The following is a 15,785-nucleotide window of genomic DNA, read 5'->3' on the forward strand; positions in this document are numbered from 1 at the left end:
TGATGGCCGAGCTGGCCTCGCTCGAGGACCCGCGGGCACGCGAGGTGAACGAGAGACACGGTGACGATCACGGCGTGAACCTCAGCAAACTGCGCGCGCTTGCGAAACGGCTGAAGACGCAGCAGGACCTCGCGCGCCAGCTCTGGGAGACGGGTGACACCGCGGCGAGACTGCTGGCGATCCTGATCTGTCGGCCGAAGGCGTTCGAGCGTGACGAGTTGGACAGCATGCTGCGCGCGGCGCGGACACCAAAGGTGCATGACTGGCTCGTGAACTACGTGGTGAAGAAGAACCCGCTCTCCGAGGAGCTACGCCTGGCGTGGTCCGCCGATCCGGATCCGGTGGTTGCGAGTGCCGGCTGGGCGCTGACCACCGAACGGGTGGCGAAGAAGCCCGAGGGCCTCGACCTGCCAGGACTGCTCGACGTCATCGAGGCGGAGATGAAGGACGCCCCGGACCGCCTGCAGTGGGCGATGAACCACTGCCTGGCGCAGATCGGAATCGAGCACGCCGGGCACCGCGCCCGCGCACTCGACATCGGTGAGCGCCTGCAAGTGCTCAAGGACTACCCAACTCCCCCGGGTTGCACGTCCCCGTTCGCGCCCGCCTGGATCACGGAGATGGTGCGCCGACAGCCCGACAAGTAGGAGGAGGACCGCGCATATGCTCGGGCCGCCGCTCCTCCTTGTCTTCCTCGGCCACTTCTTCACTGTCAGTGAGGCCGGTTTCGGCGTCAATCAGACAAAGTCATGACCCAAGGTGCGGAATGACCACCACGGGCCGGGGCTGCGAACGAATCAGGGACATGCTGACAGATCCCTCCAGCAGCCGGGACATCCCTGCGAGGTGGCCGGGGCGCTGGCCACCGACGATGAACATCGAAGCATCCGTGCTCTCGGCCAGGCGCCGCAGCGCCTGCGGCACGTCCCCGCTGAGCACTCTGAAGGACCAGTCCTGCCCGGGCGGGCCAAGGACGTTCCGGAGTCTCTCCAAGATTTCCGTGGACGGGAAAAGCCCCTCCAGATTGGGGGCGGGATCAAGGGATACGCCCGTCCGTGAATCGGCCGGCTCCCACTCCGCCAGATACCCTGCCGGATCCACAAAGGCGCAGATAAGGTGCAGGCCCAGGGCCGCGGCCAAGTCTTCTCCCGCCCGGATCAGCCGGTCAGTCGGCTCCCAGGGGATGCCCAGCACCACCGGACCTCCAGACCACATTTCAGCCTCCCTCGGACCGAAAGGCAGGAAACCGGACTGGCAGTCTGCGGGTCATCATCCTGGCGAACCGGCCAGCTTCCGGCAGATCAGTGTCCGGTGCCGACTCGGGCGGATGCAGCGCGACAGCCGGGAAAACGTCCATAACCGTCAGGATAGCCACTGGATCGCCAGACGGCGCGTCCGTCTATCTAGAACGCGAGTCCTCCAACCGAGCCGACCCGATCAGCGACCGTAACAGACAGTAATTTTCCAGCCTGGCCCTTCGACAAACCCAGCTGAGGTGGCCTCCCAAAGCATCCACCCGCGATGATGTCCGCGGCTATGCGGCTTCGCCCATTGTTCATACGCCGGTCGTTGAGGCGCGACGTCCAAGGCCAGCACAGTGGAGCCATGACATGGCGGAACAGACACACCACCCACGCGTTGGCCTGCGACTCCTGCGGCCAGCTGCCCCACCCGGCCAAGGTGCGGCTAACCCTTGCCAACGTTGCAGCCATGCTGCCGATAGAACTTGTGGTGCACGCCGCTGTGGTCCACACGGCCATGCCCTACCTGATGAAGGTACTGGTCCTAACTTTGACTGCCACCGTACTGGTGATCTGGGTGGCCGAGCCCTCGGTCCGGCTCGCCTTGCAGGGCTGGCTGCACGCACCAGCCTTGCGCCACCGGCGCCGGCTACACGAATCCGCGGCACTCTGGCACGTACGGACCCTGATTGATGACGATCCGGAAGGGCAGGAAATGCTGGCCGTGGGCGTCTCCGGAGTCGGGGCCGACATCCTCGTGTGCCGGAGCCACCATGTCGCGGGCGGAGTTCTGGACGAACTGGTGGTCGCCGCTCCGGACGATGTCACCCACGCCGACCTGCTCGCCGCGGCAGGGGCCGGCGGCGGCCGAGATGTTCGCGTGTGGCCGGCAACAGCCCTGGCCGTGGCAGACGGCCAGACGAAGGCTCTGGCCCTGGCCCTGAGAGTTGCGGAAGACCCGGACGAACTTCCACTCGCGGTCGCCGAACTGCTGGACGCCGCTCCGGTCGCGGGTCCCGCCAATCCCGTCAATCCCGTCGACGACCGCACCAGAGCCAAGAGCGGCGCCCCGGACGGCGACGGTTCCCTGCTGAAGATTCCGTCACCCTGGCATGGACCCCTCCGATTTTCACGCCCACATGCACCATTCACCCCGGCCGAATCCGCCCGCGCGCACCGACTGGCCGAACTGGCCGAACTGGCCGAACTCACGGAACTGTCGCGCAGACACACAGTCCGCCCTCTGCCGTAGCCGAATCATGGTGACTGGTAGGTACCCCTGCGACGATGGCATGGTGAACAGGCCTATCGGATACTGGCTCAAGCTGCTGGATGCGTCGCTGGAGACGCTACTCGATTCCACGCTCTCCCTGCTGTCCCTTACCAGGAGGCAGTGGCAGGTGCTCGATGCGTTGCGCCCGCGCCCCCTCACCCCCGCTGAGGTGAGAGATGTCTTGCGACCCTTCAACCCAGCGGACGGCGGCAACGCGCAGGAGCGGGACATGGCGGCGCTGGTTCGCCGGAGACTCGTGTTCCTGCTCGATGGCCACCTCTCACTAACCGAGGCGGGATCCGCGCTGTATGCCGAGGCCGCCGGGCTGATGGACGCCAGCCGCCGTGAGCTGACGGCGGGAATCGGTGCGGATGAGTATGCGATAGCTGTCAGCGTCCTCGAGCGCATGAGTAACAATGCAGACCGGCTTGGACGCACTTAGGCGAACCAGGTTTCGGATTGCAGCACGGTAAATTCGGTCAAACTTTCGGCGGTGGGGAGCCGGCGCTGTACGGTACCTGAGAAAAGATTTCGAAGTTCGCGGCGCTATCGCTCGACAGAGCGGAAGATCCAGGTGGTGCGCGGGGGTATTTTGTAGACGGTGCCTGCGTGAAACCTAGTGGGGGCCGGGCCGTCCCAGCTTGTGAGTGCGACTTCCCACTCCGCGGGAAAATACTCCTTTGGCGCCTGGTGCAGCACGTCCTTCGAGGAAGCGTTGAAGACGATGAGAAAGTCGTTCTCGGGTTCGTTCCGGTGCGTCCGGACGCCCTTGCCGCTCAGGTAGCAGGCGAGGGATTTTCCCCAGGACTGGTCCCATTGGATTCCTGTTCGGGGTGATCCGTCGGCATTGAGCCACAGGATGTCCGGCAGCCTGAGTCCCTCTGCCGGGGCGACCGGCCTCCCGTCGAAGTAGGTGCGGCGGCGGAACACCGGATAGTCCTGGCGCAGCCTGACCAGCTTCGCGGTGAACTCGATCAGGTTTTCGTCGGCGGAATCCCAATCAATCCACGAGATCTCGTTGTCCTGGCAGTAGGCGTTGTTGTTGCCTGCCTGGCTGTGGCCCAGTTCGTCGCCGTGGCGCAGCATGGGGACGCCCTGGGCCAGGACGCAGGTAATCATGAGGTTGCGCATTTGGCGTGCGCGGAGCGCGATGATCTCCGGGTCCGTGGTGGGTCCCTCGGCGCCGCAGTTCCAGGAGCGGTTGTTGGACTCGCCGTCGCGGTCGTTCTCGCCGTTCGCCGCGTTGTGCTTGTGGTCGTAGGAGACGAGGTCCCGCAGCGTGAAGCCGTCGTGGGCGGTGACAAAATTCACGGACGCACTTGGCTGGCGGCCGTCGTCCTGGTAGAGATCGGCGGAGCCGGTGAGGCGGTTCGCCAGCTCGGCGGTGAGGCCTGGTGTGCCGCGCCAGAAGTCGCGGGCGACGTCGCGGAATTTGCCGTTCCATTCCACCCACCGTGGGGGAAAGTTGCCGAGCTGGTAGCCCTCGGGCCCGAGGTCCCACGGTTCGGCGATGAGCTTGACTCCGTCAAGGACCGGGTCGGCGTTGATCAATTCGAAGAACGCGGACAGCATGTCGACCCGGTCCGAGGCGCGGGCCAGCGCAGGGGCGAGATCGAACCGGAAGCCGTCGACGTGCATCTCTTCCACCCAGTAATGGAGCGAATCCATCACCATGCGCAGGACCGTCGGCGAGCCCACGTTCAGGGTGTTGCTGGTTCCGGTGTAGTCCTGGTAATTGGCCTCGTCGCCGGGGACCAGATGGTAGTAGGCGCCGTTGTCGATTCCGCGGAAGCACAGGTTGGGTCCGTCGGCGCCACCTTCGCCGGAATGGTTGAAGACGACGTCGAGGATCACCTCGATGCCTGCCTGGTGGAAGGTCTTGACCATGTCTTTGAACTCGGCGACCTGGCCTCCAGGCCGCGGGTCGCCGGAGGCCACCGCGTAGGCGTTGTGGGGAGCAAAATAGCCGATGGGGTTGTAGCCCCAGTAGTTGGACCTGCCATCGCTGGGTTCGTCCGTGACGAACTGTTGGACCGGGAGGAGTTCCACCGCGGTCACGCCGATCCGCTTGAAGTGCGCCACGACGGAAGGATGCACCAACCCTGCATAAGTACCGCGCTCGCCGGCGGGAACGTCAGGATGCAGCCTGGTCATGCCCTTGACGTGGGCCTCGTAGATGACCGTCCGGTTCAGGGGAGTTGCGGGGCGGGCGTCCGTTTCCCAGTCGTAGGCGGTGTCGACGAGGACGGAGACGAAGGTGTGGCCCCGGTTGTCCCGCATGTCCGGCCGGGACGGGTCGTTAAGGTCGAAGGCATACAACTCGGGTCCCCAGATGAGACGGCCGTCGATGGCCTTGGCGTACGGATCCAGCAGGAACTTGTGCGGATTGTGGCGGAGGCCCCGGGCCGGGTCCCATGGCCCGTCGACGCGGTATCCGTAGTGCTGGCCTGCCAGGAGCCCTGGCATATGCGCGGTCCAGAGCCCGTCGTCCACGGACATCGGGTACCGGGTCTCAACCCCGCAGTCATCCACCAGGCAAAGGTCGACTGCGGTCGCCGTCGTGGAGACCAGCGCAAAGTCCGCGCCCTCGGCCGTCAATGTCGCGCCGAGTGCAGCGGTGGGGCGTTGGACAGCTGGCAGGGTTTCCACGGCGCCATGATACGCAGCAAAGCTGAACGTCAAGGGGCGCTTTAGCTTGTACTCGGGACGCATCAGGTTAACTTCAGGACCCCGGTGACCGGGCACCGCGAAAGGTCTCAATTGTGACACCTCGTCCGCAGGATTGTTGACGCCGGTCCAGCCCCGGGTAACACTGGCGAGGTGAGCGAATCGGAAAGAGAAGCCATTGTCCTTGCGGTTGTCGACCGGCTGTCAGCCCGTTTTCCGGAGGCGCCCCGGCCGCATATCGCCGGTGTCGTCGGAGAAGAGTACGAGTCCTTGGCTGACGGTCGAATCAGGAGTTACATCCCCACCTTGGTTGAGCATGAGGCAAGGACCCGGCTTCAACGGGAATTTGCCTTCGAGCCCCCCGAAGGCCACGTCTAGGCGTTGACCCCCGCATCAGCCGGCAACGGATGAGGCGCCGGGCTGACGCGGTCCCAGGCCCGGAGCCTGCGGAGCAGGCTGCGTTTTTTCTGCGTGTGGTCCTGCATCCGGCCCAGGATGTCCGCGAGCATGCTGATGGCGTCGTTGATGAACGGGCCCTTGTTGAGCATGACGCATTCGGCGCGCTGCGCCATCGCAGCGTCGGTCACCTCAGCGCGGGACGGCAGACCGGTGCGGGCCAGCGTATCCAGCACCTGGGTGGCCCAGGTGACCGGGACATGCGCGGCTTCGCAGAGCCAGAGAATTTCCTCCTGGACTTCCGCCAGCCGTTCGAAGCCTGCCTCCACGGCGAGGTCCCCGCGGGCGATCATGACGCCTACATCGGCCCACTTCATCAGTTCAAGGAGGATTTCGGGCAGCGCTTCAAACGCGGCCACCGTCTCGATCTTGAGCATGATGTCCAGGTTCCGGTCCTGCTCGGCGTCCAGGTGGGCCAGCAGATCGCGAACGTCCCCCGCACTGCGGACAAAGGACATGCTCACGATGTCAGCAAGTGCCTTGACGTGTTGGAGGTCGGCCAGGTCCTGATCCGTCAGCGCGGGAACCGTCAGACGGGTATCGGGGAGATTGATGCCCTTTTCGGCCCGGAGCCGTGACCCACGCGGGGCAGCCGAGACAATCTCGGCCGTCAGCTCTCCGGCCCTAACGCCGGTGATCACCCCGCCGATCTTGCCGTCGTCAAACCAGATCCTTTCCCCCGCGTTCACATCGTCGAAGACCCCGGGAAGGGTGCAGCCGATCCGGTGGGTGCCGGCAGTGTGGCTCTCAGCGGGGGTGAGGTCACGGCTGAGGACGATCGTGTCGCCGCGGCGGATCACCAGGCTTTGCTCGACTGCCGGCAGATCTCCGACGACTGTGGATGACCCCCGATGATGGTGGGTCTTCTTTCCGGACGGGGCCTCAGGGTCGGCGGAGAGTCTGGTCCCGGGGATGAAATAGCTGGTGTCGTGCAGGGCTGCCAGGCACCCGTCCGGGCCCGCCTGTTCGATGACGAGGCTGCGGCGGGCTCCACGGGCATCTTCGAAGCTGACCGTCTGGCCCGCCCGGAGGGCCGCTGCCCAGTTCTCGTCCTGGAGCGGAATCACGGGGAGGAGGGGGCCGGTCTCGGGCTGGCGTCCGAGCCACACGCGGGCCGCCGCGGTCACGGTACCGGTTTCATTCCGGACAGGCTTCACTCGGAGAACGCGCGGCCCCGGCTGGATGGGTCCCGTGCGCAGTTTGGGTCCTGCCAGGTCCATGGAGACCAGGCAGCGCTTGCCGGTGAATTCTTCGGCGGCACGGACATTGCCGATCATCTCCCGCCAGGTCCCCGGGTTGTCGTGCGCGCAATTGATGCGGGCAAGATCCATACCTCTTTCGATCATGCCGCGGACGATCTCGGGGTCCGTGGCTGCTTCGCTGGGCAGGGTGACCATGATCCTGGTGCCGCGTTCTTCGGGCTCGGGTCCCAACAGGTTGACTGCGTTCCGGGCGAGTAACTCCTCACCGTCGAGGGGATCTGTCACCGAGTGCTGCTGGGCATCGGCGGACACCAGCCGCGCTAGGGTCCGGGCCACGGTGTCGACACTTGGCAGTACCCTCGATTCGGTGCGTCCCAGCGAGGAGAGTCCGTGCTTTGCCAGTCCGGACTGGAGGTCGCGGAGGTCATGGCGGCGCAGCTCTGCGTAGTGGATGAGGTTCACCGCGCTGTTGCGGTGGCGCGGAAGCACTGCTTCGACCCTGTCGCCCTGCCGAATTTCGGCGTACCTGAGATTTCGCCGCAGCCGCTCCACTTCCTCCAGCAGTGCGCGTAGGTCCTGGATTTCTGCTTCCATCACGGTTGTCCTTTCAGGCCCTATCTTTCGGGCACAGCGCATTCACGCAGCCCTGGTGCAGGTGTCGGCTTCCGGGCGGAGGTCCGCCCGGGGCGACGCTACCTGTCCCGGATGTCTGGCTGGTGAATCCGGAACAAAAAACAGTGGCTACTTCCGGCGCAGAGCCCTGGGCGGTGATTCCTGCCAGGCCCGGAAGAACCGGGCGCGGGCTTCGGCGCCACGGTGCTGCTCCAGGGCGTGGAGCCGTACGTAGGTGAAGCCGCTTTGCTCGTCTTCCTTCCGGGACAAGGCTGCCTGGCCGGAGTTTTTCCCTGATATCGATGCTGTCCTGATATCCGCCCAAAATCCCCTGGATTTCCTCAGCGCAGCGGGCAAGCCTTGCGGCCTGCTTTCCGAAAACCGGAACGGCTGCTTCCAGCGCGTGGTGCAGGCGTTTGCGCTCTTCCGGACATCATGCAGTGCCGCGCTGGCAGACTCACCATCGGTGACGTCGTCGAGGCTCTTCACCGCGGCTTTGAGGCGCTTCCTTTCTGCGTTGACGAGTCGGCCCACCGCCCCAGGCGCCTCTTTATGCGCTGGTTCGGCCGGTGGAGGGGCAGCCAGGAAGCCGTCAAGTGCGTCAAGAAGCCGGAAGTACCGGTCGCTTGCCATGGCAACCAGGCCCTCTGCGAGGGCGGCCTCGTACGCGGCCGCGAGCTGGTCATCGACCTGGTCTTTCACCGGTCCAAGGACCAGATTCAGGGGTTCGGCGCTGATCAGTTCGTCCAAGTGGGTCCGCATGACTTCAAGGTCCCGGGCCGTGCCCACCGTCCCGGCGAGCCACTGAAGTTCTTCCCGCAGGAACTGCGCGGCGGCTGAGGTGGGCAAAGAGTTTTGCATTCCTACCGGGATGCCATTCCGGCATGTATCCCTTTGGAAACGACGAAATCCTCTTGCGGCGGCAACCTGCCTTAGGCCGTCACTTTGTTCACCAGCTCGTGCTTCTCCGGTTTGACCTCCACCGGCAGGTTTGGCCTGACGTTGTTATCGAACCAGGAATCGTGCTGTTCGGCACTCTCCCAGATTTCCACAACGGTCATCCCGTCTTCGTCGTCCCAGGCGTAGTGGGCGATGAATCCGGGGGTGGCCTTGAGCTTGTCGATAACGACGGCAGCGATTCCTTCATATTGTTCCCGGGTCAAGCCGGTCACGGTGTTTTTGACCAGAACTGCCATGGCGGACTCCTCAGCATGCGGCTTCCGGCCGCGCGGATGGGTCCCGCGGACAGGGCCGGCACAGGCCGAGTGTACGCCCCTGCGGACGGCCCTGACAGGGGTGGGCTAAGTGCGTCTGCTGGGGCATCAGGGTGCGACGGTGGCGACGCGGTCGGGCCTCGAGAACGTCGCTTTAGGATTCGGCCCGGCGTTTGAGATTCGAGAACTGGCGGCTCTGCATGACCCAGTGGCCGGGCTCCAGCAGCACGATACTCAGCATGGGCTGCAGCCATTTCGGCCGGAATGACCAGTACCCGCTGACGACCACTCGGGTGCGCCCGCCTGCCGCGTCCTTCAGCTCGAATCCCCACAGGGAGTCGGTGAAGAACCGGGGCCGCTGTCCCGCCGGATCGAACGGGCGCCCCCGCAGATCAAGCGACATGCGCAGACCCAGGAACCGCTCCGGATCCAGGGCCGCGACCTCCCACCACTGGCTGCCGTCCGGCAGGGCCGTCGGATGGTCGCCAACGGCGATGTCCTGCCACTCGGGATGAATCGTCCGAGCGCTGGTGCGCCCAAAGTTATCCAGCCGGTCCCAGCTGTAACACCCGCCCCGGTCGGTCCCCATCTGCACCAGCCAGGGCCACACCCGCGAGCGCGGCGCATCGATGGTCACGGCCATGGTGGCGCTCCGAGTCCCGTCCGGGATAAGTCCGGCCCCCGGATAGGGCCCGTGCGCTTCCTCCGCGGTCGCGCCGGCGCGCAGCAGGCGTGGCCGACCAAGCGCCAGGTATACGGCAGCAAGACCAGCGACAGTTCCGGCGTAAAACACCCGCCCCGGTTTGCGACGTGTCATGGTGACTCCCCCTCAGGGCCTAGTTGTTGCCGAAGGAATGCGGGGATGCGCTGCCGCGCGTCCTGGGTTCGAAAGAAGTTCCGAAGAGACCTCCGGTTTACCAGCGCGGCGGCAGCCGCAGGAAGAGTCCTTGGCCCCGGCAACGTCCTTGACGTGGGTCTGGCGTCACATCCCACGGCGCTGTTCCGTCGGCCGACCCACACCCCCAGGATTAGCCTGCGCCCCGATGACCTTTGACCCTGTCGAGCCCGGCCGGTCAGGCGTTGACTGGATAAACCGTCGAAAGGTCACTACCCTGCTGGCTGACGCCCCGCCGGCTCTGAGGACATCCGAAAATGTCGAGCACACATCATCACTCTCCCCGGCTTCGGAGGGCCGCGCCGCCCGGACGCCAACCCCGCAACGCCATACGCACAAGCCTGCTCACGGCCGGGGCGTTGTCGTCGCTGCTCTACGTGGTTGCCACCGACGGCATTGCGGCGTCGATGTGGGCCGGTTACCGCCGGACGGAACGGATGGTCAGCGAGCTGTTCGCCGTTGGTTCCCCCGGTCATGACTTCCTCGGCGTAGCCATGTGGTTCTACCTGCTGCTGTTCGTCGCTTTCGGGATCGGCGTCTGGTATTCGGCTCGTGGCAACCGGGCGCTGCGTGTTGCAGCCTGCCTGCTCATCGGGTACGCGTTGTCGAACATCGTGGCAGGCTTCTTTCCGCTGACACTGGGTGAAGAAGCGTCGGTTCCCACGCACATCGTGGCCACCAACCTGCTGCTCGTCCTGATGGTCGCTGCAATGTGCTTTGTGGCCGTGGGGTTCCCCGGCCGGATGCGTGAGTACACGATCGCGTCGCTTGTTGTTATGGCGGTCATGGCGGTTGTTTCGTTCGTGGCGGCCCCGGGACCAAACCTCCTGCTGGGCATCGGGGAGCGAATCAGTATCGGCACATTCCTGCTCTGGGTGGCGGTCCTCGGCGGCGCGCTGTGGACACCCCCGGCGCCGGCTGCAAGCACATAGCGATCGTCCGCGAAGGGAAACCCACTAAGCACGGAAAGCATTAGGCCTTCCGGCACTGGCCCGACGGCGGCGCCCCCGCGTATTCTAGGCACAGATTTTGAGCGCGATAGCTGGACAGAAAATGACGCCGAAGAAACGAATCGGATCTCGTCTGGCCGCGGCCCTTTGGAGGGTCGTCGGGTTCTTCACGTTGAGCGCGATCAGCGGTGTTCTGGTCGCCAGCCTGGCGGTCCCCGGCGTCGCTGCTGCGGGCGTCGCGGTCAGCAGGTCTATCACCTTCTTCAACAACCTCCCCGCCGAGCTGGCGGTTGAGCCGCCGTCGCAGTCAACCAAAGTGCTGAGCGCGGACGGGAAGCCGATCGCCACCTTTTTCGCTGAGAACCGCGTGAAGGTCAGGCTGGACCAGATGTCGCCGTATATCCGGGACGCGATCGTCGCCATCGAGGACAGCCGCTTCTACGAGCACGCCGGCGTCGACCCACAGGGGATTCTCCGAGCGCTAACATCCAACCTGACCAGCGGCGGCAGACAGGGCGCTTCCACGCTGACCCAGCAGTACGTAACGAACGTAATCAATGAGTCCCTATTATCGGCGGACAGGAGCGATCAGGTCATCCTCAGCGGGCAGAAAAGCATCGGCGACAAGGTCCGGGAGATGAAGCTCGCCCTCGAGCTGGAAAAGAAATACACCAAGGACCAAATCCTTGAGGGCTATCTTAATATTGTGTTCTTCAACCGGGACGCATACGGCATTGAGGCCGCAGCCCGGCACTTCTTCAGCACAACCGCAATGGACCTCACCCTGCCGCAGGCTGCCCTGCTTGCCGGGCTGGTCAACAGCCCCACCTTCTACGACCCCACCACCAATCCGGAAAACTCCATCAAGCGGCGGAACCAGGTCCTCGACAAAATGCTCAGCGAGGGGAAAATCCCCCAAACTGAGCACGACGCCGCCGTCGGCAGCGGAGTCGAACTGAAGATCGCGCCTGCAAAGCAGGGGTGCTCGGCGGCTGACATGGCGCCGTACTTCTGCGACTACGTGTCCCACCAGATCCTCAACAACCCGGCCTACGGCGTCGACCTCACGAACCGCGAAAGGAAGCTGTACCGCGGCGGCCTGACCATCACCACTACGCTGGACAGCAGGCTGCAGGCCTCCGCCCAGGCGCAGGTCGACGCCACCGCCGGGGCCAACCCGGACAGGTGGGGCGCATCGCTGGTCACGATTGTGCCAGGCACAGGCAAGATCCTCGCGATGGCGCAAAACACCGTGTTTCTTCCCGCTCCCGGGAAATTCGATACCCAGCTGAACTTCAACGTGGACGCCAAGGACGCCAATGGCAACGACCTAAACGGCGCCGGCGGGTTCCAGCCCGGGTCCACGATGAAGCCGTTCACATTCGCGGAATGGCTCAATGAAGGTAAGTCCATGGTCGCCGAGGTGGACGCCTCCCAGCGGACCTATCCGCTGGACTTCCCCTGGAAGTCCAGCTGTGGAAAGGTCCTCGGCGCCTACAACACCGCCGAAAAGGACCTCGGCGCCGCAGACGACCTCCAGAACAACGACGAGGGCTACTACCGCAAAATGCCCGTCAATTACGGGCTTTACAACTCCATCAACACCGCGACTTTCGCTGAGGCCGCCCAACTGGACTTCTGCGGCATCCAGAGCATGGTGGATGCCGTGGGACTTCACAGCGGCGTGGATAACGCCCAGATAAATATGCACCAGCTGGGCAACCTGCTGGGTGCCATTGGTGTGGCGCCGCTCCACCTGGCCAATGCTTTTGCGACGTTCGCCGCCGAGGGCAAGTACTGCGCCCCGATCGCCATCACGAACGTGACCGATGCGGCGGGACGGGAGCTTCCGGCCCAGACCAGCGACTGCCGCAGCGCGGTTAAGCCCGAGGTGGCCCGCGGCGTGAACTCCGTGCTCCAGGACGTGCTGAGAAAGGGGTCCGGGATCTACATCCAGCCCAAGGTCCAGGATCAGGTCCCGGTTGCAGCCAAGACCGGCACTTCGAACAACAACGGCGCGACCTGGGTGGCCGGCTACACCACCGGCCTTGCCACCGCTTCGTTCTTCGGGGACACCCTGGAAGGCCAGAAACGGCCGGGCCAGAACGTCACCATCAACGGCAAGTTCTACAAGAACATTGACGGATACATGCTTGCGGGCCCGCAGTGGGCGAATTACATGCAGCAGGTGGCGGGACTCTACCCGGCCGCACCCTTCGCTCCACCGCCAGAGTCCATGACCAAGCCCTGAGCTGCCGCCGCTGACCGCCGTCCCAGTTCCGGGACTGTTTGGCTCAGGTCAGAGTCCACGAGCGTTTTGACAGGCCGAACCAGAACCCTTCAATGGCGGTTTTGGCGTGCAGGTCGCCGGACCCGTAGGCTGCCCCGAGCGCCACATACAGCGGGGCCCAGTGTTCACTGCGAGGGTGTGCCTCGCGGGCTGCCGGCGCCTTGTGGAGGAAGTCCAGGATGGAGTCGACGTCGCCGCGCGCCATTGCTTCCTCTGCCCATTGATCGAACTCACGGGAGACCGAGGGCGGGATACTGTCTGGTCCGCCGGCGGGGTTGAACCAGCGCAGATTGTGCGTGGTGAACCCCGAGCCGACGATCAGCGTGCCGCGGTCACGCAACGGCGCCAGCGACTTTCCCAGATCGAACAGGCCCTGCGGATCAAGGGTGGGCATGGACATCTGCACGACCGGCACATCCGCGTCCGGGAACATCTCCTTGAGCGGAACGTAGGCGCCGTGGTCCAAGCCGCGGCTCTCGTCGCGCTCGACATGGTGGCCATGGCCGGCCACGAGCTTCTCAACTTCGGTGGCCAGCCCGGGAGCCTGCGGGGCGTCGTAGGTGACGTCGTAGTACTTCTGGGGGAAACCGCCGAAGTCATAGACCAGACCCGGGTTGCGCCCGGTGGCGCTGAGCGTGACCGGGGCGTTTTCCCAGTGGGCGGACACCATAAGGATGTCTTTGGGCTTGTCAAAGGTGCCGGACCAAGCGCTGAGTTCGCGGGTCCAGGTGCTGTCGTCAGCCAGCGGCGGCGCACCATGGCTGAGGAAGAGAACCGGAGGGCGGTCGAGTGTCGTTGTCATGACATCATTCTATCCGGTTTTACTTGAAGGTTCAAGCGTCTCAGCTTTTCTCCTATAGCCGCCCGGACGCACCACCTGCCAGCAGATGGCCGGCACCGAAAACGGGCCCCGCGCGTCAGGCAAGAGGAGTGCCGGGCACCAGAGGACGCTTGCGCGTGGTTACGTACGACCGGTGCCATCGCCGTGCTTGTTCGAAACCGCGAGGCCATTGAGGACCAGGTCCAGCCCGAACTCGAACTCCTGGCCGAAGTCGTAGCCGGGCTTCATGACATGTTCAATCGAGAATTCGGCGAGGTAGGGGTAGTCCCCGGGGGAAGACTGATCCATCATCTGCTCGGCAACTTCGGTGACCGTCTCGGGCCCGTTGAGGGGCAGTGTCGTCTCGGACAGCGCGAACCCGTACACGTAGGCATCGATCAAGGCGAAGGCATGGGCTGTCATCTCCACCGAAAAGCCCGCTTCACGCAGCGTGCCGATAACGGCGTTGTGATGCTTCAAAGTCGCCGGGCCGGGGCTCGTTCGCGTCTGCACGAGGCCGATCGCCCAGGGATGACGCAGCATCACTTCACGGGCGGAGGCGGCCCGCCGCCGCATCTCGGACCGCCACTCGCCACCGACCGCCGGCAGGTCGATCTCGCTGAAGACAATGTCGACAATGCCGTCGAGGACCTCATCCTTGTTGGCGACGTGGTGGTAGAGCGACATCGGCTTAACCTCCAGTGCGACGGCCAAGGAGCGCATCGTCAGGGCGCCAATGCCGCCGGCGTCGGCCACCGCGACAGCGCCGCGCAGCACCAGGCTCCGGCTGAGCCGGGGGCGGCCGTGGATTGTTCCTGGAGGCATCCAGATCCCTCCTTCATTTCAGGCCATAGACGTGATCGTACTTAGTACGATACATTGACCTTACTAAGTACGGCAAACCGATGAAAGGAAATGCCATGACGAACCCCCAAAGCGCGAGTGCCGCGGAGAATTTGGGAACCGAGGGCACGATGGAGGCCATCATGCAGGACGGGTACGGCACCCTCGGAGTTCTTCGCCGGGGCCGGATTGCGCGGCCGGTGATCGCTGAGAACGAAGTGCTGGTCCGCGTGCACGCGGCGGGGATGGATCGAGGAACGTGGCACCTGATGACGGGACGGCCGTATCTCCTGCGGGTCATGGGGTTCGGATTCCGCGGGCCGAAGAATACGGTGCCGGGGGGCGATGTGGCCGGAACGGTTGCCGCCGTTGGATCCGCGGTGTCCCGGTTCGCCGTCGGGGACGAGGTGTACGGCATGTCCCGCGGATCCTTCGCGGAGTACGCTGCGGCGCTGGAGGACAAGCTCGCCCACAAACCGGCGAACCTGTCCTTCGAGCAGGCGGCCGTGGTGCCGATCTCGGCCGGCACCGCCCTCCAGGCACTCGACGCCGGACGGGTGGAGCGCGGGAATAAGGTGCTGATCCTCGGCGCCTCCGGTGGCGTCGGGACCTACGCCGTGCAGCTGGCAAAGTCCCGCGGAGCGGAGGTGACCGGCGTGTGCAGCGCCGGGAAGGCCGATCTGGTGCGGTCCCTCGGCGCCGACCACGTCCTTGACTACGCCCGGGATGACTTCGCCGACGGAACGGGTCGCTACGACCTGATCGTCGATGTCGGGGGGAACCCTCCGCTGTCACGACTGCGCCGGGCCCTCACACCCTCCGGAACGGCCGTGATCGTGGGGGGCGAGGAAGGCGGCAGGTGGACGGGAGGCTTCGGGCGGAGCCTCCGGGCGCCGCTGGTGTCGCTGTTCGTGCGTCAGCGCCTGGCCATGCTCGCTTCCAAGGAACGCACCAGCGACCTCGAACGGCTCACCGCTCTCATCGAGGCCGGCGAGGTGAAGCCGAGCGTCGACAGGACGTACACCCTGGACGAGGTTCAAGATGCCATGAGGCACCTCGAAGCAGGGGACGTCCGGGGCAAGATTGCCATCACCATGACCCGCCGGCCAGGCCGGCCAGCACTTTCCTGAGTCCCGACCGGTATTGCTCGGTGGAGACACAGGCAGCGAAAATATCACGCTGAACATCCAAGGGCGCGGACTCCTCATTCCACACAGCCTCCTAGTAGTACTTTGTTAGGTTTTGGGGTGAAACTCTTTTAATCCTGTCGGTGGTCTGTTAATTTCGGATCATGCGGGATGGAGAGATTGCAGCTGTGCGGG

General features: G+C 64.7%; 15 protein-coding genes. 7 read left to right on the plus strand and 8 right to left on the minus strand.

Features of this window, described 5'->3' with window-relative positions; translation table 11 throughout:
* Positions 1-2 precede the first annotated feature (2 nt).
* The gene (locus AC50X9_RS19055; RefSeq protein ID WP_494896230.1) at positions 3-647 is read left to right on the plus strand and encodes a DNA alkylation repair protein; all 645 of its coding nucleotides are present in this window, start codon (positions 3-5) and stop codon (positions 645-647) included.
* 100 nt (positions 648-747) lie between these two features.
* On the opposite strand, the gene AC50X9_RS19060 is transcribed toward AC50X9_RS19055, so the two are convergent.
* Positions 748-1,215 carry a universal stress protein gene (locus AC50X9_RS19060; protein WP_494896202.1) on the minus strand — a complete coding sequence of 156 codons (468 nt, stop codon included), beginning with the start codon at positions 1,213-1,215 and terminating at the stop codon, positions 748-750.
* Between the two features lie 390 nt (positions 1,216-1,605).
* Between AC50X9_RS19060 and AC50X9_RS19065 the strand changes: the two genes are divergently transcribed.
* Both AC50X9_RS19065 and AC50X9_RS19070 read left to right on the plus strand, forming a co-directional pair.
* Complete coding sequence (locus AC50X9_RS19065) at positions 1,606-2,493, plus strand: amino acid-binding protein (protein ID WP_494896204.1); 888 nt, start codon at positions 1,606-1,608, stop codon at positions 2,491-2,493.
* A 40-nt stretch (positions 2,494-2,533) separates the two neighbouring features.
* On the plus strand, positions 2,534-2,956 hold the full coding sequence (locus AC50X9_RS19070; protein WP_494896206.1) for a MarR family transcriptional regulator: 423 nt from the start codon (positions 2,534-2,536) through the stop codon (positions 2,954-2,956).
* Between the two features lie 104 nt (positions 2,957-3,060).
* Here the strand turns inward: AC50X9_RS19070 and glgX are convergent, their stop codons facing one another.
* Positions 3,061-5,163: a glycogen debranching protein GlgX gene (gene glgX / locus AC50X9_RS19075; RefSeq protein ID WP_494896208.1), complete on the minus strand. Its 2,103-nt coding sequence runs from the start codon at positions 5,161-5,163 to the stop codon at positions 3,061-3,063.
* Positions 5,164-5,334: 171 nt separating this feature from the next.
* Between glgX and AC50X9_RS19080 the strand changes: the two genes are divergently transcribed.
* On the plus strand, positions 5,335-5,559 hold the full coding sequence (locus AC50X9_RS19080) for a three-helix bundle dimerization domain-containing protein (protein ID WP_494896210.1): 225 nt from the start codon (positions 5,335-5,337) through the stop codon (positions 5,557-5,559).
* Here AC50X9_RS19080 and AC50X9_RS19085 read toward each other — a convergent pair.
* The 4 genes from AC50X9_RS19085 to AC50X9_RS19100 all read right to left on the minus strand — a co-directional run bounded on the left by AC50X9_RS19085 (position 5,556) and on the right by AC50X9_RS19100 (position 9,308).
* Positions 5,556-7,433, minus strand: a complete 1,878-nt coding sequence (locus AC50X9_RS19085; RefSeq protein ID WP_494896212.1) for a pyruvate kinase — start codon at positions 7,431-7,433, stop codon at positions 5,556-5,558. The genes AC50X9_RS19080 and AC50X9_RS19085 overlap by 4 nt on opposite strands.
* Positions 7,434-7,580: 147 nt before the next feature.
* Complete coding sequence (locus AC50X9_RS19090; RefSeq protein ID WP_494896214.1) at positions 7,581-8,300, minus strand: CHAD domain-containing protein; 720 nt, start codon at positions 8,298-8,300, stop codon at positions 7,581-7,583.
* 83 nt (positions 8,301-8,383) lie between these two features.
* The gene (locus AC50X9_RS19095) at positions 8,384-8,647 is read right to left on the minus strand and encodes an antibiotic biosynthesis monooxygenase (RefSeq protein ID WP_494896216.1); all 264 of its coding nucleotides are present in this window, start codon (positions 8,645-8,647) and stop codon (positions 8,384-8,386) included.
* A gap of 172 nt (positions 8,648-8,819) precedes the next feature.
* Entirely contained in the window at positions 8,820-9,308 is a 489-nt protein-coding gene (locus AC50X9_RS19100; RefSeq protein WP_494896218.1) for a hypothetical protein, read from the minus strand.
* Between the two features lie 509 nt (positions 9,309-9,817).
* Here AC50X9_RS19100 and AC50X9_RS19105 point away from each other — a divergent pair.
* Positions 9,818-10,492, plus strand: coding sequence for a DUF998 domain-containing protein (locus AC50X9_RS19105; protein ID WP_494896220.1), 675 nt, complete (start codon positions 9,818-9,820; stop codon positions 10,490-10,492).
* 121 nt (positions 10,493-10,613) lie between these two features.
* Positions 10,614-12,761: a transglycosylase domain-containing protein gene (locus tag AC50X9_RS19110; RefSeq protein ID WP_494896222.1), complete on the plus strand. Its 2,148-nt coding sequence runs from the start codon at positions 10,614-10,616 to the stop codon at positions 12,759-12,761.
* Positions 12,762-12,804: 43 nt separating this feature from the next.
* Here the strand turns inward: AC50X9_RS19110 and AC50X9_RS19115 are convergent, their stop codons facing one another.
* Both AC50X9_RS19115 and AC50X9_RS19120 read right to left on the minus strand, forming a co-directional pair.
* On the minus strand, positions 12,805-13,602 hold the full coding sequence (locus AC50X9_RS19115; RefSeq protein WP_494896224.1) for a dioxygenase family protein: 798 nt from the start codon (positions 13,600-13,602) through the stop codon (positions 12,805-12,807).
* 159 nt (positions 13,603-13,761) lie between these two features.
* Entirely contained in the window at positions 13,762-14,445 is a 684-nt protein-coding gene (locus AC50X9_RS19120) for a TetR/AcrR family transcriptional regulator C-terminal domain-containing protein (protein ID WP_494896226.1), read from the minus strand.
* A 95-nt stretch (positions 14,446-14,540) separates the two neighbouring features.
* Here AC50X9_RS19120 and AC50X9_RS19125 point away from each other — a divergent pair, with 95 nt between their 5' ends.
* Entirely contained in the window at positions 14,541-15,593 is a 1,053-nt protein-coding gene (locus AC50X9_RS19125; RefSeq protein WP_494896228.1) for an NAD(P)-dependent alcohol dehydrogenase, read from the plus strand.
* Positions 15,594-15,785 lie beyond the last annotated feature (192 nt).

Source organism: Pseudarthrobacter sp. HLT1-3, assembly GCF_059383535.1.